Origin of the sequence: Streptomyces sp. NPDC002809, assembly GCF_040295435.1 — a bacterium.
GTDB lineage: Bacteria > Actinomycetota > Actinomycetes > Streptomycetales > Streptomycetaceae > Streptomyces.
In genome coordinates, this window is record NZ_JBEOVJ010000036.1 from 41,385 (window position 1) to 56,447 (window position 15,063).

Here is a 15,063-nt window from a genome sequence, read left to right on the forward strand (position 1 = left end):
GCCGCACGTGAGGAGAGCATCATGACCGCCACCTACACCTTCGACGTCTTCTCCAGCCTCGACGGCTTCGGCGGCGCCGGCGGCGACTGGACCGGCTACTGGGGCAAGCAGGGGCCCGAGCTCCTGGACCACCGCCTCGGCCTGTACCGGGACGAGCAGCGGATGGTCTTCGGGGCCCACACGTACAGGCTGTTCACGCAGATGCTGGCGGCGAGCACCGAGGGGTCCGACGTGCGCGACCCCTGGGTGACCCGGATGAGGAACCTCCCGGCGACGGTGGTGTCGACCACGCTGGAGGGCCCCCTCGACTGGCCGGACGCGACCGTCGCCGGCGGCGATGCCGTCGACGTCGTCGCCCGGCTCAAGGAGGAGTCCGAAGTGCCGTTGCGCTCCCACGGCAGCCTGTCGATGAACCGGGCGCTGCTGGCGGCAGGTCTGGTCGACCGCGTCCAGATCACGCTCTTCCCCGTGATCACGGGGAAGACCGGCGTGGACCCGATCTTCAAGGGTGCGGCCGACTTCGACCTCGAACTGATCGAGCACCGGACGCTCGACGGTCACATCCAGGAGCTCGTCTACCGGCCCACGCTGCACGCCTGAGACGACCGCGCGGGCGTCTGACGTCTCCCTCTCCTCTGGCGTCTTCCTCTCCTTTGAGGTTGATGCCGGTGGGCGCGGGCCTCGCTCATATGTCGCCGGCGACGATGGAGTCCGCGGCGTCGCCGACCTTGGTCCAGGAGAGGCCGGAGCCGTTGTAGCGGTATACGGCGTTTCTGCTCGGGGTGAGTCCGTAGACGGTGTCGGTGGCGACGGCGAACGAGGCGCCTGCGCTTCCGGTGTGCCGCCAGCTGTCGGGGCTGCCGAGGTAGGTGTACAGGTCGCCGGAGCCGGGCTTCGTGGCGACGAGCCCCCTTCCCCAGTCCCCGGTGTAGAGCCGGTCCGCGGGGCCGTGGACCTTGGTCCAGGAGGTTCCCGAGTTGTCGTACCGGTATACGGCGTCCCTGGTCGGGGTGAGTCCGTAGACGGTGTCGGTGGCGACGGCGAACGAGGCTCCGGCGCTTCCGATGTGCTGCCAGTTGTCGGGGGTGCCGAGGTAGCGGTAGAGGTCGCCGGTGTCGGGGTTCGTGGCGACGAGTCCCCAGGTGCCGGCGTAGAGGTGGCCTGCGGGGCCGCCGATCCTGGTCCAGGAGGTTCCCGAGTTGTCGTACCGGTATACGGCGTCCCTGGTCGGGGTGAGTCCGTAGACGGTGTCGGTGGCGACGGCGAACGAGGCTCCGGCGCTTCCGATGTGCTGCCAGTTGTCGGGGGTGCCGAGGTAGCGGTAGAGGTCGCCGGTGTCGGGGTTCGTGGCGACGAGTCCCCAGGTGCCGGCGTAGAGGTGGCCTGCGGGGCCGCCGATCCTGGTCCAGGACGTTCCCGAGCCGTCGTACCGGTACACGGCGTCCCTGGTCGGGGTCAGGGCGCAGATGTTCTTGGCCACTTTCGTCCGGGCCCGGATCACCTGACGGCATATCTGGCAGAACGGGTTGCTCAACTCCCGCATCTTGCAATTGTGTTCGGGCCGGAAGGACCGGCAGTGGTAGTAGTGCGCACCCTCGAAGCAGCCGACCGTCCCGGCGGGAGCCACGCTCGGCCGCAGATCCACGGACGCGCAGTCCGGGTTGGACATCGTGGGCAGGGCTGTGGTCGGGGCGACCGCCCAGCCCCATTCCAGCGTGGCGCGGTCGGTGTTCAGCGTGACGTTCGGCTCGGCCGGCTCACCGGCCGGGTGGTGGTCGTGCCCGGTCTCGCCGCCGCCTGCGTAGTACGCGTACTCGTCAGCCAGCCCGTACGCCGTGTGGCCGAGCTCGTGAATGGCGATCTCGGTCGCCCCGCCCGCGAGGGAGTACGTGCCCACGGAGCCGCCGCTCCCGCCGTAGACCGGGGAGTTCACCACGACGATCGCGACGGAGAACTCCGGAACCCGGGCGGTGGCTGTCTGGAGCACCGTCGAGTTGTTGCAGACCAGCAGTCGTCTGATGCCGTTCGCGCCGAACCTGGAGTCGAAGTACGTGCGGGCCGTCGCGCCGGTGCCGCCGGAGGCCGCCGGGTCGTCGGCGCCCGAGTCGGTGGACGTGACGTTGATCCGCCAGGTGTTGATGCCCCGCCCGATCCTGTCGTACGGAGCGGTGGTGGTCAGGGCGGTGACGAAGTCGGTGCAGGCGGTGTCGAAGGCCGTCTGCTGAGCGGCGGTGAAGCCGTCGCCGAGCAGCACGATGGTGAACGCCCGGTTGCGGGGCGCTGTTCCGTATATCTGGGTGTGGCCCTGGACGGAGCCGTCGGACGTGGTCATCACGGTCCCCTATCGATCGAGCCGGAAGGTGGCGACGTCAACGCCCTGCGCCGCTTCGGAAGGCGGACCGGGGGGACCTCCGGGCGGTGCCCCGGGCCCCGGGGGCGCGACACGGACCACGGCGACCTCGGCGGCCTCGGCCGGTGCGGGAACGACCACGGTGAAGGCGCCGCGTGCCTCCACGTCGACCCGGGTGATGGGCTCAGCGTGGTTCTCCGGGAAGACCTCGGCGCTCTCCCGGAAGGCTCCGGGCGCGGGGACGCGGGCAAGGCGCTGCCCGCCGTCGTCCCGTGTTTCCACGAAGTCGCCGGGACGGGACTCGACGCCGGTGTCGACGCCCCTGATGGCCATGTCGACCGGCTGTTGGGAGACGAGGCGCACCGAATCACCCTCGTACTCGAAGATGAGGCGAATTGCCGGAGCGCGGGGATTCTGCTGCGGGTTGGTCATGACGAGGCCTTCTCGAAGGGTGTGACGTCGGGCTCGGAGGGTGACGTCGGACTCGGAGGGTGTGACGTCGGACATCTCCGCACGCAGTGGGTCCCGCGAGGCCGATCTGCGCCCGTACGGCAGGAGTCGGGCATCGAATTCGTTCCGGCCCGTCCGGCAGCGCTTCACGTAACGGGTGCCAGGCCGGCCGGGGAGGAGGGCGGGCGCGGCGACGCGGATCGGTACGAGTTGCCCGTTGCCCCGGCTCCGTCAGGGACCGGAGGAGAGCTGCGTGCCCTGGAAGGAACGTTTGCTGATCGGACGCACCCAATTCTATTTCTGATCGGATACGTGCGCTCGTCGGCACGATGGCCGGGCAAGGGGCGGCGGGTGCCGGATGCCCCACCGGATGGTCCACTCGGCATCAGGTCCCCGCACCTGTCCGGAGCCTGGTCCGCGTCCCACGGCAACACCCGGATCGGGCACATCGTCACTGACAAGTGGTTCATGGACGGAGCAGCGGAGGAACCGGCCGGGACCGCGGAGCGCGGACCTGGATACGGCCTGGCCCTCCACGGCGCGCTGTTTCTGCGCGCGGCCCAGCAGTCCGTGCTGCGGGGCTGCCCCATCACCTGCTCCCGAGCCGGGCCGACCGCAGCGGCTGCCAGGGGCGCGGGGGCCGTCACGCCGCCGGCTCGTCGCCCTCCTCCGCCCACGGTCGCAGCTTCTCCGGATTGCGGACCACCCAGATCCGGGAGATGCGGCCGTCGGCGATCTCGAACGAGGCCACGGTCATGACGGCGCCGGCCCGCTGGGCCACCAGGCCCGGCACACCGTTGACCGACCGCTCCAGGAGTTCGAGCCCGGGGGCCCTGTCGGCGATGGCGACCATGTACTGGGCGATGAGTGCCCCGCCCTCGATCGGGCGCAGAGCGGTGCCGACCAGGCCTCCGCCGTCGGCGGTCATCACCGCGGCCGGGTCGAGGAGGTCGACGAGGGCGGCGACGTTCTTGGTCTCCCACGCTTCTTTGACATGCCGCACCGCCTCGGCCTGAACCGACGTCGCCACCGGGGCATGCGCCACGCGCACCCGTCGGCGGGCGGAGGCCGCGAGCTGCTTGCACGCCGCGGAGGTCCGGCCGAGGACATCGGCGATCTCGGCGAAGGGGTATCGGAACACGTCGTGCAGGACGAACGCCACCCGCTCGGCGGGCGTCATCGACTCCAGTACGACGAGGAAGGCCATGGTCACCGATTCGTCCAGGACCATCTGGTCGGCGGGGTCGGAGTGGTCGGTGCCACGGGCGTGGTGCCACTCCGTGCGGTCGGGCAGCGGTTCCGGCAGCCACGCGCCGACATAGCGTTCACGCCGGGCCCGCGCCGAGCCGAGCACGTCGAGGCAGATGCGGCCGGTCACCGTCGACAGCCAGGCGCCCGGGGACACGATCTCGGCCTGCCGGCTGCGCGGCAGCGCGTACCAGCGCGCGTAGGCCTCCTGCACGGCGTCCTCGGCCTCGGCCAGTGAACCCAGCAACCGATAGGCGACATTGAGCAGTTGGCGCCGCTCACCGGCTATCTCATCGCTGCCCGCCCCTGCTGCCCCCGCCGTCCCCATGCTCCCGAACGCCCCCTCGCCTTACCTTTCGCGGGCCCGCGTCGTCGGGCTGGTAAGACCCTATCGATCTACTGCCCCCCGGGCGGAAAAGGGGACCGTGGCATGGCAACCCAGGCAACGGCGGCACAGCGCCGCTTCTCATTCCTGCAGATCGCGATCGCCCTGCAGACCCTGACCATCTTCCTTCAGGCGGTCTCCGCCGGACTGCTGCTGACCTCTTCGTACGGAGAGACGCTGCACAGCGCCGGAGCGCGCGTCATGTATGGGGCCTCGATGCTGTACGTGCTCGCGGCGGTGCTGGCGTGGAAGCCGGGAGGCGGTTCGCCCCGCCCCATCTGGTACGCCTCCGGCTTCCTCGTCCTCGCCTCGGTCCAGGTCGTGCTCGGGATCGCACACGTTCCGTCGGTCCATCTCCCGCTGGGTGTACTGATGTTCGGCCTGAGTCTGCTGGCGCTGGCCCGGCGCTGACGCCGGGTCGGTGCGGCGGGGCGGGGAGTTCCCGCAGGTTCGGGTGTGCCTGTCCGGCGGATCGTCCCGGACAGGCACACCCGCCCCGCGGTCGGCTCAGCGCTTCAGTGTGAAGGTGAAGTCGCCGGAGACCCTGCCGCTCAGCCGTACCGCCGAGACGAGCTTCCCCTCCTTGATCAGCCGCTCGACCTCGGCCCGCGAGAGCCCGCAGCCCTCAGCGATCAGTCGGGCCGGCCTGACCGGGATCTGTGCCCCGAAGCGGACCGCTATGTCGATCACCTCGCGATCCAGGTGATCCGATCCGCCGGTGTCGAGGCGCCAGGCGCCGTCCCAGTCGAGGGCGATGCGGTTGCGGCGTCGTACGACCGGATCCTGGAGCAGCTCGGCGGCCAGGCCGGGGTCGTTGTCGTGCATCCGGTCCAGCAACTCCGGTCGCACGGAGCGCACATGCGTCCGCTCCAGGACCGTGAGCCTGGTGGTCTCCCCGCACGAGGTGCAGAGCGCGAGGAGCCAGGCGTCGAGCAGCTTGTGGTTCGCGTTGACGCGGAACTTGCCGTTCGCCCGGAAGCTCCCGGACGCGCACGTATGGCAACGGCGGACGACGAGTGGCAGGCAAGTGGGCGCGACAAACCAGTTGTTGAGCACAGAGGTACACCGATTTCAGGTGAGAGGACCGCAGCGGAAATCAGCGCGTCGCGCAGGCGCGCGACGTGCGACAGATCAGCAGTGGGGAGGTCTCACGCGGTGTACAACGGAACGCCCTTCCGTGGACGACATGGCTCGGGCCGCACGATAGGGGCGCGCAGCCGTGCTGTTCCACCGGTTATTGCGTGCCCCGCCGGCCGGGCCGTCGGCGATCGCGTGCCCCTGGGTGGTCGGGGGCGGCATTGAGCCGAACGGGGGATGGAAGGTGTCGGCGTTGCGTGGCCTTTCGGCCCGGAATGGGCTCCGGCCGAGGATGGGGTGTTTGCGGGGAAAACCAAAATGGACGACTTCGGTGGGGTGCGGTGTACAGATGAGTCATGAAGTGAGTCGTCCGGAAAAGCCGGGAGTTGGCGTCCTGGCGGAGTTGCGCGACGCGATCACGACGCGAGCCGTGCTCGTCATGCTGGGTGTGCTTCTGCTCCAACTCGGATTTGCTCTTTCCTACATGGGTGCGTTTCACGCGCCGAAGGCCCACCGGATTCCGATGGTGGTCGTCGCGCCGGCATCGGTGGAGAAGGCGCTGGTGGCCCGGCTGAACGCGTTGGAGGGCGACCCGTTGCACGTCAGTGCGGTCGCGGACGTGGACCAGGCGAGGGCCCGGCTCCTTGACCGACAGGCGGATGCCGCCCTCGTCGTCGCCGCGGTGGGGCGCACCGACGCCCTGCTCGTCGCCTCGGCGGGAGGGCCGTCGGCGGGGGACGCCGCCACGAAGATCTTGCAGATGGTGGACACCGCCCAGGGCCGCACGATCGTCGTGCGTGACATCCGGCCGCCTGCGGCGGGCGACTCGCGGGGCCTCTCGTCCTTCTACCTGGTCCTCAGCTGGACGATCGGCGGTTACCTCGCCGCATCGGCCCTGAACATGGCGGCCGGTTCCAAGCGTCCCACTCTCCGCCGTGTCCTCGTACGGCTGGCGGCCATGGTGCCCTACGCCTTCGTGTCCGGCATCGGGGGCGCGATCATCGTCGGGCCCGTGCTGAACTGCCTGCCGGGTGCCTTCTGGGAGCTCGTCGGCATCGGCACACTGGTGGTGTTCGCCTCAGGAGCCGTGGGTGTGGCCCTTCAGTCGCTGGCGGGCACGATCGGTCTGGGCCTGACCATTCTCATCTTCACCATTCTCGGCAACCCCAGCTCGGGCGGGGTGTACCCGGCCTCGTTGCTGCCGCCGTTCTGGCGCGCGATCGGACAGGCTCTCCCGCCCGGGGCCGGCACGACCGTGGTGCGCAACACCGTCTACTTCGACGGGAACGCCACCACCGGCGCCCTGTGGATCCTCGGTGCGTGGGCCTTCGCGGGACTCGTCGTAGCCGTCGTGTCCGCCGCCCTGCACGGCCGGCGGCGGCCCGCACGCGCCGAGGCCGCCGAAACCGCGGCCTGACGGCCGAAGAACACGGCGGGCACGGCTCGGGTGGCATCCCACCCGAGCCCTGTCCGCCGTGTTCTTCGATTTCGGGCCCTCCCGCTGAGGGGGGCTCGCCTTCACCCGGAGGCCTGACTGCTGCGCGCTGCGGCCATGAAGGGGGCCTCGGGTATTTCAGGGCGGGCGTTCGCCCCGGCGCGGCCGGGGCGTCAGGCAGCGCTCGCGGTCGCGCGCAGGTTCCGGGTACGGGCCAGGGGCGCGAGGCCCGCCATGAGGACGAGGGCGGCGACCGGGATCAGATCGAGGTTCACGGCGATGAGGAGGAAGGCGACGAAGACGAGCACGGGACTCCATGCGGAAAGCCTCCGGGGCCGGGATGCGACCAGCAGGGCCAGCAGGGTCAGGAGGCCGAGCTGGAAGGCCAGGGGGCCCGCGAGCTCCAGCGGTTCGGGCAGCGGTGCGGCGTCGTCGAAGCGGGGGAACAGGTCGCCGAGGATGACCCAGAGGAAGCACGCGGCGCCGAACACCCCGGCGACCATGGCCGCACCGGCGGCCGCCCCTCTTCGCGCCGTACCGGCGGGGACCAGGCTGCGCAGCTCCACGACCAGGGCGCCCAGCAGGAGGAAGGCGGCGAAGAAGAAGGTGTGGCCGATGTTCCAGGCGAGCCCGGGACCGTGGTCGCCGTCCCTGCCGTCGATGAGGCGGAACACGCCGTAGAGGAGCAGGAACAGCGGAACGAGCATGACGAAAAGGCGAGTTGAGCGCGTTGTCTCGGTCATACGACCACGGTCGCCGACGGGCGGCTCGCGGGCTATCGGGACGATCCCCGACGCCGCCCGGAGGTATGGCCCCGAGAAGTCCCTGACAGGTCCGGGTCCCGGGCCCTGAGCCCCGGATCTGCACGGAGCGGGACGGTTGACGGAAACGCGGGTGGCCGAGCGCCGCCCCGACCGGCCGGTACCGCCGATGGCCGGTACCTCCGCGATCGGGGCGGCTCCTACTGACTGCTGCCCGCCGGGCAGCCCGGCCTCACTTCAGATGCCGGACGAAGAACCGGTCCGCTGCCTCCCCCGCGAACTGCGGGACACCGGTGTGACCACCCATATTGGCGTTCAGGGTCTTCTCCTCGGAGCCGAAGGCGTCGAACAGGTCCAGGGCCGTCTGCCGGTCGTTCCCCTCGTCGTCCCACTGCAGCAGGACATGCAGCGGAATGGTGACCCGCCGGGCCTCCTCGAACATGGTGCGGGGCACGAGGCTCCCGGCGAACAGAACGGCGGCCGAGATGCGCGGCTCGACCACCGCCAGCCGAATCCCGATGGACATCACACCGCCCGAGTACCCGACGGGGCCGTCGATCCCGGGCATCGCGAGGAGGGCGTCCAGGGCGGCCTGCCATTCGGGGACCGCCTCGTCGACCAGCGGGAGGACGAGGGCGTCGATGATCTCGTCGCTGACCGGCTCGTCGGCCTTCATCGCCCGCTGCATGTCGGCGCGGGCCTGCTCGACGGCGGGCCGGCGGGGCCGGTCACCGCTCCCGGGGAGCTCGATGGTCGCGGTGGCGAAGCCGTCCGCCGCGGCGTGCAGCGCCCGGCCCACCAGCCTGGGGTGCATCCTGCGCAGCCCGAGGGGAGGGTGCCCGAGCAGGATCAGCGGTGCCGGAGCGGATGCGGAGGCGGACGCGGGAGTCCAGAGGATGCCGGGGATCTCGCCGAGGGTGAATTCGCGTTCGAGGACGTTGTCGTCGAGGCGTTGTTCCGAGGTGAAATGCATGGTCGTGCCTTTCGGGAGTGCTCACAGAGGGCGCTCCCGGACGACCTATCGCCCGACCATGGCTCCAGAGGGGAGCACCCATGTCGATACTGCGTTCACGGGTACCACCTCCTCGTTCTCTCGCACGGCCTCCAGGAGGCTAGCAGCGGCCGCTGCGGCCCGCCAACGGGTTTTCGGCGAGGCCGGTGGCCGGCCGGCCCCTTCAGCCGGAAGCCAGACTGCTGTGCGCTGCGGCCATGAACGCGGCCTTGTGCGTCTCGAGGTGATCGTTCACCTCGATGTCGCCGATCTCCCGCCACACCGCCTGGTTGAGCGCGTGCCCGTAGGCGCGGACGGGCTCGTGCAGTCGCTGGTCGCACATCAGCATCACGTTGCCCGATGCGGTCCACAGTGCGGTCATGACGGGTCCCGCGCCGGTCATCCAGCCGTTCTCGTCGTCACCCCACGGGTCAGGACGGCGGTACGCGACCTGCTCGGCCTGCTGCGCTCTCGCGACGAACTCCTTGAGCACCGCGAGTTGTTCCGCCCGGCGGCTTTCCGCGACAGCCGTCACCTGCCTGTGCCGCTCGGTACGCTCGGCGGACCGCTGCGTGGCGCGCTGGGCAAAGGCGGTCAGCCCGCCGCCGAGCAGGACGCCGGCGAGCGACAGAACGGGTGCCCAGATCTCACCGGTCATCGCGGAATCCCCCCAAGATCGCATGCGTGAGCATGGACATGCTACGTAGCGAGGGGCTCCGTGACCGAATGATGCCCGGACCCCACGACGACCCCGCAGGACGCCGTATTGCGGGTCGGGCGGCCCGGCTCCGAGCGGTGGCAGCCGATCGCACAAAGGGCCCGAGCGGTGATCGCGTCGAGGGCACCGGAGGCCACGCCGGGCGGCCGGGAGGACCCGGCGGCGCATGGCCGTGACGCGGCGACAAGCCCTGCCGGTGAACGGGACCGGCGCCTCCCGAAGGGCCGGCCACGACCTACTGTTCCGCCATGCTCAAGGCCATCGCGCTACTCGCCCGCAAGCCCGGACTCACTCACGCCGAGTTCGTTGCCCACTACGAGAACAACCACGCGAAGCTGATCCGCAGCCTGCTCCCGCAGATCGGCGACTACCGGCGCAACTACATCGATCGCGAGTCGATGGCAGGCGCCGACACCGCGGCCGATCCCGACTTCGACGTGATCACCGAATTCGGGTTCGCCGACCGGTCCGGGTACGACGAGATGCTTGCCACGCACGCCAAGTCCGAAGTCCGCGCCGCGATCGAGGCCGATGAGGCCAACTTCCTGGACCGGACACGCTCCCGGATGTTCGTCGTGGAGACCCGTGAGAGCGCTGCCTGAGGAGAAGCGGCCGCCACGCACGGTCCGGTTGGAGCGCCAGGTGCCTTGGGGCATGCGGTAGTTGACGCCCGAGCAGGTCGTCAGCTCGTTCGTGGCGAGTGCAGGAAGACTGCGGTGCGGCCGGACGTTGGCTACAGGTATGAAGATCGGCGAAGCTTCCAGAGTCAGCGGCGTGAGTGCGCGATCGTTGCGGCACTACGAGGACGTGGGCCTGATCGTCCCCGGCCGATTCAGCAATGGGTTCCGTGACTACTGCCAGTCCACCATCGACCTGGTGCTCGTCATCCGCTCGCTGCTGGAGTCCGGGCTGCCCGTGAGGTTGATCAGGGAAGTCCTGCCCGGTCTCACCGACGGATCCGACGCCGGCACCGAGGCGGTGTGCTCGGAGTTCCTGCACGAGGTGCAGGGCTATCGCGATCGGCTTGCTGCTCGCATCGCCCTGCTCGGCGAGCAGCAGGCGGCACTCGACGCCTACCTGCGGGAGGCCCGCCGTACCGATCTCTGACAGCCGCTTGACCTTGACGTAAGTGTGAGGTTCCTACGGTCGGTGCATGGAGACCGACAAGCAGCAGAACGCCATCGAGCGGAACGTTCGAGCCCTGGTCCAGCAGTCGCACCGGGGGCCGGAGGACTTGACTCTCACGACGGATCACCACCGCCCCACCCCGGGATCCGGCGAGTACTTGATCCGTGTCGGTGCGGCCGGGGTCAACTTCGCCGATGTCATGCAGACCCGTGGCACCTACGGCGGAGGACCACAGGCACCCTACGTGGCGGGCTTCGAGGCCGCCGGTGAGATCGCGGGGGTCGGCCCGGACGTTGAGAATCCGCTGCCGCTCGGCACCCACGTCGTCGGAGCCGGACCGGGCGCCTTCGCGCAGTACATGACGATGCCGGCGGCGGGTGTGCTTCCCGTACCGTCCGGCTGGAGTGACTCCCAGGCTCTCGGCCTGGTGTTGAACTGGGCCACCGCATTGGCGGCACTGAAGCCGTTGGGCGAGGTCAAGAAGGGTGAGGTGGTGCTCGTCCATGCCGCGGCCGGCGGCGTGGGGCAGGCCGCGGTTCGCCTTGCCCGCCACTACGGTGCGCGGGTGATCGCAACGGCGTCACCAGCGAAGCACGCAGTGGTCAAAGAGCTCGGCGCTGACGAAGTGCTGGACAGCCGACGCCCCGATCTGGCTGAGGAGGTCATCCGCCTGACCGGCGGGGTCGACCTGGTCCTGGAATCGGTGGGCCGAGCCACGTTCGAGGCCAGCCTCTCGGTCACCAAGCCCTTCACCGGACGCATCGTCGTGTTCGGCGCCGCTTCCGGTGACGCCACTCTGACCACACACGACCTGGTCTTCACCCATCAGGTCCAGATCAAGGGCCTGCACATCGGCGCGCTGGCGGTCGCGGCCCCGTCCCTCTACCAGTCGTTGCTCGTCGAGATCGAGGCTCTCATAGCCCACGGCGTCTACCCGCCGGGCAACCCGCAGGTCCATCCGCTGGCCGAAGGACCGGCGGTGCTCCAGCACCTCGAAGCGGGCGAGACCCAGGGCAAGCTCGCCCTCGATCCCTGGCGCTAGGAACGCCTGTGTCAGCGCCGCCCGATCGCCGCATGGCAGCCGAGAAGGGGATCTCCCGTGCCCAACGGCCCAGCCCCGTACAGCCCTTAGGTAGCCGCGTACCTGAGAAAGTCCGCCCAGGCGTCGGGGGAGAGGGTGAGCGCGGGGACGGTGAGGTCCTTGGAGTCGCGGACGTGGATGGCGTGGGGGCGGGTGGCCACCTCGACGCAGTTGCCGCCCTGATCGCCGCTGTAGCTGCTCTTGAACCAGTTGAGGTCGGTGCTCATTCCTTCTCCGCCACCTCTTCGATCAGTTTCATTGACGCCTCAGGACTGAGCGCCTGCGCCCGCAGAATCCCATACTTCCCGAACATGTCACCCAGGTCGGGCTGTTCGCTGACGAAGAAGCTGCCGCTCTGTCCCTCGACGTAGGCGAGGCGATTCCGGTCCGCCGTCTCCAACAGGACGAAGGGGCCGTTGAGTCCGGCGTGGGTGGTGCGGTCCGGTGCCATGACCTGGATCTGCACGTTCCGCAACTGCGCGATGTCGAGGATGTGCAGCAGTTGGCGCCTGCGTACCTGGCTGCCGCCGATGGGGCGGACCAGGGGGTGCAGTTCCAGCACGAAGCCGATGTCAGGGGCAGGTCTCCGCGTCAGCAGCGCCTGCCGCTCCAAGCGGGCTGCCACTCTTCCTTCGATCTGTTCGTCGTCGAGGGAGGGGTGGTGATTGGTGAACACCGCGCGCGCGTGCTCCTCTGTCTGGAGGAGGCCGGGCACCGCATGTGTCTCGTACTCGTGCCGAGCACAGGACCTGGTCTCCACCTCCGCGAACTCCTCGAACCACGAGGCCAAATGGCTGGTCCGGAGCGTCGCTCCGGCCGCGATCAGTGCACCTTGTGCACCCAGCGCCTCGTCCGCACGTGCGACGAACGTCCCTTTCGGCGGACGGGCGCCCCGCTCCACCATCGCCACCTGCGACTTGGAGAAGCCGATCTTCGCGCCCAGCGCCTCCTGAGAGAGCCCCGACCGCTCACGGAAGAATCGCAACAACGCCCCGAACATCTCGGCGTTACTGCCGCCGTGGTTACTGGTGTGCACAGCCCTGACCCCCAAGTGCACAACAGTGCACAGACGCCTTGTGTCCCTGGTCACGGTACGTGCGAGTGCCGACGCTTTCCGTATGGAACAGAGAAATTCACCGGACCTGATGCCTTCCTGGATCCCCGCGACGGGCCACGCGCTCCGCCACGCCGGGATCCACTTCGACGCCGTGCGGATCATCGGCATCCTGGGCGAGCAAGTCGCTTACGAGATCATGCAGTTCACGGACTTTCAGGCCGGACCCATCGTCCGCTCGCGGATCGGCGAGCGGAGCATGTACTTCCTGCTGCCGCCCGGGAGTGCCCGCGCGTACCGATGGCCGGTCGGGGCCGAGGCGTTGGTGCGGGAGGGGGCGGCCTTCGTCGGGGTGCCCGCCTTGCACGGGCTGACGTACCCGCTGGACTGGCGTTCTCTGCCGACACCCCAAGTCCCGTTCGTGGATGCGGAACTGCTGTTCGAGCTGCTGCGGGAGGTGGTCGACGACGAGATCCGTGCTGTACGGTGATCGCGTCGTTACGCTCCGTGCGCTTCTGCGCATGGGGCGGCCCCCGGCGGTGCTACCAACACCGTATGCCGAGGGCCTTCACCCCACGATGGACAAGTGAGGTCCACCGAGAATGCTTTGCCATGCTATCTCGCCGTCCTACGGCTTCGTGAAGGCCGCGCACGACATCGTGCGGCATCCGAAGCTCAACAGCGACGCGAAGATTCTGATCACCTACGTGCAGGGTCTCCCCGAGAAGTGGGCCGGCAGGCCGCTCGGTGAGCACGCCAAGAGGCTCGGACTGAAAGGGCGCGCCTACCAGAAGGCCAAGGGGCAGCTCAAGGAGCACGGGTTCGTCCACGAGTGGAGGCGGCAGAACGACGGCGGGCTCCGGGTGACCGACCAGCTCCTGTCCAATGTTCCGCTCACGGACCACGAGGCCCGGCGCATCCATGACAAAAGAGCTGAATCACCGGAGGTGGGACCGAGTGAGCACTATCCGATGGTCGGTCATCCGACCACTCGGTCGGTCGGTGGTTACCTACCCAAGGGTGAAGAACAGGAGAAGAACTCCTCCCACCCACCCACCGAAGAGCCGAAGCTTGCGGAAGAAGCCGTGGAGCCCGAGCCCACGGATCCACAAGTCATCCAGGCCGAGCGCGTGTTGCTCTCCCTGAAACGCGTCGACGGCCAGCTGTACCTCGGGGCCCGTCAGGCCCGGCGTCTGGCCGGGACGGCCGCCGAGTGGCTGCGGCGCGGGGTCGATGCCGCCGGGCTGCGGCTCGCGCTCACGAGGAGCCTGCCCGAGGACGGAGTGAAGTTTCCGTTCGGATTCCTGGGAAAGCGGCTCGAAGTCATGATGCCGTCGCCGGTACGCGTGGAGGAGCCCGCGCCCGTCCCCGCCACCGGCAGGGAGTTCATCGCGTGCGAGGCGCAGGAGGAGGGGGCTGAGCACGTCTTCCGTCCCAGGGGCGCGGAGACCGTGTGCCGGCCGTGTACGCAGCGGGCGGCCTGGGAGGCGCACACGGTCAGGTGGGAGCCGCCGCCCCTGGGCGACGACTTCGAGGTGCCCGAGCCGCTGCCCTGGCGGGAGCGGGTCGCGGCGGTGCAGTCGGCGGATGCAGCTGCCGCCGGGTGAGACGTACGGCCGTTCGCGGTGTGGCGGTGACACCGTCCGCGCCGTGGAGCGAGGAAAGTGGGCGCGGGGGCCTGGACGGACCGAGGAGGACCGATGACGGATGCCGTGATGGAGCTGTGGAGCGGATCGCGGGCGGCGCGGGACCCTGTGTGGGTGCGCGCGCAACTCATGGCGGCCGGGCGGACGTTGTTCGCCGTGTATGGCTACGCCCGTACCACCGTCGAAGATCTGTGCGCCTCGGCGCAGGTGGAAGTGCCGTACTTCTACCGTGAGTTCGAGTCGCGCGAGGCCCTGCTCGTCGACCTGTACGACGAGGTGGCGACGCGGGGCATGCGGGCGTCCGAGGTGGAGCTGTCCGCCGAGGGTATGGAGACCTGCCCGACCGAGGAACGGGTCCACAGGCTCTTCGACGCCTATGTGCAGGCCGTCACCCGGGACCCGCGAGAGGCGAGGGTGGCGTTCGTCGAGGTGCTCGGGGTCAGCAGGGAGATGGACGCCCATCTGACGATGTGGCGGTCGGTGTGGATCGAGTTCCTGACCCAGGAGGCCGAGCGCGCGAGGGGGCGGGGCCACTGCGTCGACGGCAACCTCGCCGTGGTGGTGAAGGTGCTGACGCGGTCCGTCGACGAGCTCCTCGCACACCACGGCCGTCGTCCGCGCCAGGTGCCGCCTGCCTGGCTGACCAGCGAGTTCACCCGGCTGTCCATGGCCATGATCGGACCGGTGGGCGGGTCGGCGGACGTCTCCGGTTGACAACACCGCTTGCCGGGTCGGCAAA

General features: G+C 69.5%; 18 protein-coding genes. 9 read left to right on the forward strand and 9 right to left on the reverse strand.

Annotation, left to right across the window (positions count from 1 at the left end):
* The first annotated feature begins 21 nt into the window (after nt 1-21).
* On the forward strand, nt 22-600 hold the full coding sequence (locus tag ABT025_RS21775) for a dihydrofolate reductase family protein (RefSeq protein ID WP_350996818.1): 579 nt from the start codon (nt 22-24) through the stop codon (nt 598-600).
* Nucleotides 601-685: 85 nt separating this feature from the next.
* Here the strand turns inward: ABT025_RS21775 and ABT025_RS21780 are convergent, their stop codons facing one another.
* The 3 genes from ABT025_RS21780 to sigJ all read right to left on the reverse strand — a co-directional run bounded on the left by ABT025_RS21780 (nt 686) and on the right by sigJ (nt 4,376).
* Nucleotides 686-2,332 (reverse strand): M64 family metallopeptidase, encoded by a 1,647-nt coding sequence (locus ABT025_RS21780; RefSeq protein WP_350996820.1) that lies wholly within the window; start codon nt 2,330-2,332, stop codon nt 686-688.
* A gap of 9 nt (nt 2,333-2,341) precedes the next feature.
* Entirely contained in the window at nt 2,342-2,782 is a 441-nt protein-coding gene (locus ABT025_RS21785; RefSeq protein WP_350996822.1) for a hypothetical protein, read from the reverse strand.
* Between the two features lie 661 nt (nt 2,783-3,443).
* Nucleotides 3,444-4,376 carry an RNA polymerase sigma factor SigJ gene (gene sigJ, locus ABT025_RS21790; RefSeq protein WP_350996824.1) on the reverse strand — a complete coding sequence of 311 codons (933 nt, stop codon included), beginning with the start codon at nt 4,374-4,376 and terminating at the stop codon, nt 3,444-3,446.
* A gap of 102 nt (nt 4,377-4,478) precedes the next feature.
* Between sigJ and ABT025_RS21795 the strand changes: the two genes are divergently transcribed.
* Nucleotides 4,479-4,844: a hypothetical protein gene (locus ABT025_RS21795; protein WP_350996826.1), complete on the forward strand. Its 366-nt coding sequence runs from the start codon at nt 4,479-4,481 to the stop codon at nt 4,842-4,844.
* 96 nt (nt 4,845-4,940) lie between these two features.
* Here ABT025_RS21795 and ABT025_RS21800 read toward each other — a convergent pair whose 3' ends face one another.
* Nucleotides 4,941-5,489, reverse strand: a complete 549-nt coding sequence (locus ABT025_RS21800; RefSeq protein ID WP_350996829.1) for a DUF1062 domain-containing protein — start codon at nt 5,487-5,489, stop codon at nt 4,941-4,943.
* 424 nt (nt 5,490-5,913) lie between these two features.
* On the opposite strand from ABT025_RS21800, the gene ABT025_RS21805 reads away from it, so the two are divergent.
* Nucleotides 5,914-6,927 carry a DUF3533 domain-containing protein gene (locus ABT025_RS21805; RefSeq protein WP_502971997.1) on the forward strand — a complete coding sequence of 338 codons (1,014 nt, stop codon included), beginning with the start codon at nt 5,914-5,916 and terminating at the stop codon, nt 6,925-6,927.
* Between the two features lie 191 nt (nt 6,928-7,118).
* Here ABT025_RS21805 and ABT025_RS21810 read toward each other — a convergent pair whose 3' ends face one another.
* The 3 genes from ABT025_RS21810 to ABT025_RS21820 form a co-directional block, all read right to left on the reverse strand.
* Nucleotides 7,119-7,688, reverse strand: a complete 570-nt coding sequence (locus tag ABT025_RS21810) for a hypothetical protein (protein WP_350996835.1) — start codon at nt 7,686-7,688, stop codon at nt 7,119-7,121.
* 250 nt (nt 7,689-7,938) lie between these two features.
* Nucleotides 7,939-8,679: a dienelactone hydrolase family protein gene (locus ABT025_RS21815; RefSeq protein ID WP_350996838.1), complete on the reverse strand. Its 741-nt coding sequence runs from the start codon at nt 8,677-8,679 to the stop codon at nt 7,939-7,941.
* Between the two features lie 202 nt (nt 8,680-8,881).
* On the reverse strand, nt 8,882-9,355 hold the full coding sequence (locus ABT025_RS21820) for a hypothetical protein (protein WP_350996841.1): 474 nt from the start codon (nt 9,353-9,355) through the stop codon (nt 8,882-8,884).
* Nucleotides 9,356-9,663: 308 nt separating this feature from the next.
* Here ABT025_RS21820 and ABT025_RS21825 point away from each other — a divergent pair, with 308 nt between their 5' ends.
* The 3 genes from ABT025_RS21825 (at nt 9,664) to ABT025_RS21835 (ending at nt 11,585) form a co-directional block, all read left to right on the forward strand.
* Nucleotides 9,664-10,017 (forward strand): EthD domain-containing protein, encoded by a 354-nt coding sequence (locus tag ABT025_RS21825; RefSeq protein WP_350996843.1) that lies wholly within the window; start codon nt 9,664-9,666, stop codon nt 10,015-10,017.
* Between the two features lie 139 nt (nt 10,018-10,156).
* On the forward strand, nt 10,157-10,522 hold the full coding sequence (locus ABT025_RS21830) for a MerR family transcriptional regulator (protein ID WP_350996845.1): 366 nt from the start codon (nt 10,157-10,159) through the stop codon (nt 10,520-10,522).
* Between the two features lie 46 nt (nt 10,523-10,568).
* Nucleotides 10,569-11,585: an NADPH:quinone oxidoreductase family protein gene (locus tag ABT025_RS21835; RefSeq protein ID WP_350996848.1), complete on the forward strand. Its 1,017-nt coding sequence runs from the start codon at nt 10,569-10,571 to the stop codon at nt 11,583-11,585.
* Nucleotides 11,586-11,671: 86 nt separating this feature from the next.
* Here the strand turns inward: ABT025_RS21835 and ABT025_RS21840 are convergent, their stop codons facing one another.
* Nucleotides 11,672-11,851, reverse strand: a complete 180-nt coding sequence (locus ABT025_RS21840; RefSeq protein ID WP_350996851.1) for a DUF397 domain-containing protein — start codon at nt 11,849-11,851, stop codon at nt 11,672-11,674.
* On the reverse strand, nt 11,848-12,660 hold the full coding sequence (locus tag ABT025_RS21845; RefSeq protein WP_350996854.1) for a helix-turn-helix domain-containing protein: 813 nt from the start codon (nt 12,658-12,660) through the stop codon (nt 11,848-11,850). The genes ABT025_RS21840 and ABT025_RS21845 overlap by 4 nt, the downstream gene beginning before the upstream one ends.
* Before the next feature lie 82 nt (nt 12,661-12,742).
* Between ABT025_RS21845 and ABT025_RS21850 the strand changes: the two genes are divergently transcribed.
* From ABT025_RS21850 to ABT025_RS21860, 3 genes are all read left to right on the forward strand, one after another.
* Nucleotides 12,743-13,168 (forward strand): hypothetical protein, encoded by a 426-nt coding sequence (locus ABT025_RS21850; RefSeq protein WP_350996857.1) that lies wholly within the window; start codon nt 12,743-12,745, stop codon nt 13,166-13,168.
* A gap of 112 nt (nt 13,169-13,280) precedes the next feature.
* The gene (locus ABT025_RS21855) at nt 13,281-14,285 is read left to right on the forward strand and encodes a hypothetical protein (RefSeq protein ID WP_350996860.1); all 1,005 of its coding nucleotides are present in this window, start codon (nt 13,281-13,283) and stop codon (nt 14,283-14,285) included.
* Nucleotides 14,286-14,378: 93 nt separating this feature from the next.
* Nucleotides 14,379-15,038, forward strand: a complete 660-nt coding sequence (locus ABT025_RS21860) for a TetR/AcrR family transcriptional regulator (RefSeq protein ID WP_350996863.1) — start codon at nt 14,379-14,381, stop codon at nt 15,036-15,038.
* Nucleotides 15,039-15,063 lie beyond the last annotated feature (25 nt).

Bases quoted from the DNA above. Each gene is read 5' to 3' on its own strand.
- ABT025_RS21775 (WP_350996818.1), top strand. From the start codon at position 22: ATGACCGCCACCTACACCTTCGACGTCTTCTCCAGCCTCGACGGCTTC.
- ABT025_RS21780 (WP_350996820.1), bottom strand. From the start codon at position 2,332: ATGACCACGTCCGACGGCTCCGTCCAGGGCCACACCCAGATATACGGA.
- ABT025_RS21785 (WP_350996822.1), bottom strand. From the start codon at position 2,782: ATGACCAACCCGCAGCAGAATCCCCGCGCTCCGGCAATTCGCCTCATC.
- sigJ (WP_350996824.1), bottom strand. From the start codon at position 4,376: ATGGGGACGGCGGGGGCAGCAGGGGCGGGCAGCGATGAGATAGCCGGT.
- ABT025_RS21795 (WP_350996826.1), top strand. From the start codon at position 4,479: ATGGCAACCCAGGCAACGGCGGCACAGCGCCGCTTCTCATTCCTGCAG.
- ABT025_RS21810 (WP_350996835.1), bottom strand. From the start codon at position 7,688: ATGACCGAGACAACGCGCTCAACTCGCCTTTTCGTCATGCTCGTTCCG.
- ABT025_RS21815 (WP_350996838.1), bottom strand. From the start codon at position 8,679: ATGCATTTCACCTCGGAACAACGCCTCGACGACAACGTCCTCGAACGC.
- ABT025_RS21820 (WP_350996841.1), bottom strand. From the start codon at position 9,355: ATGACCGGTGAGATCTGGGCACCCGTTCTGTCGCTCGCCGGCGTCCTG.
- ABT025_RS21825 (WP_350996843.1), top strand. From the start codon at position 9,664: ATGCTCAAGGCCATCGCGCTACTCGCCCGCAAGCCCGGACTCACTCAC.
- ABT025_RS21830 (WP_350996845.1), top strand. From the start codon at position 10,157: ATGAAGATCGGCGAAGCTTCCAGAGTCAGCGGCGTGAGTGCGCGATCG.
- ABT025_RS21835 (WP_350996848.1), top strand. From the start codon at position 10,569: ATGGAGACCGACAAGCAGCAGAACGCCATCGAGCGGAACGTTCGAGCC.
- ABT025_RS21840 (WP_350996851.1), bottom strand. From the start codon at position 11,851: ATGAGCACCGACCTCAACTGGTTCAAGAGCAGCTACAGCGGCGATCAG.
- ABT025_RS21850 (WP_350996857.1), top strand. From the start codon at position 12,743: ATGGAACAGAGAAATTCACCGGACCTGATGCCTTCCTGGATCCCCGCG.
- ABT025_RS21855 (WP_350996860.1), top strand. From the start codon at position 13,281: ATGCTTTGCCATGCTATCTCGCCGTCCTACGGCTTCGTGAAGGCCGCG.
- ABT025_RS21860 (WP_350996863.1), top strand. From the start codon at position 14,379: ATGACGGATGCCGTGATGGAGCTGTGGAGCGGATCGCGGGCGGCGCGG.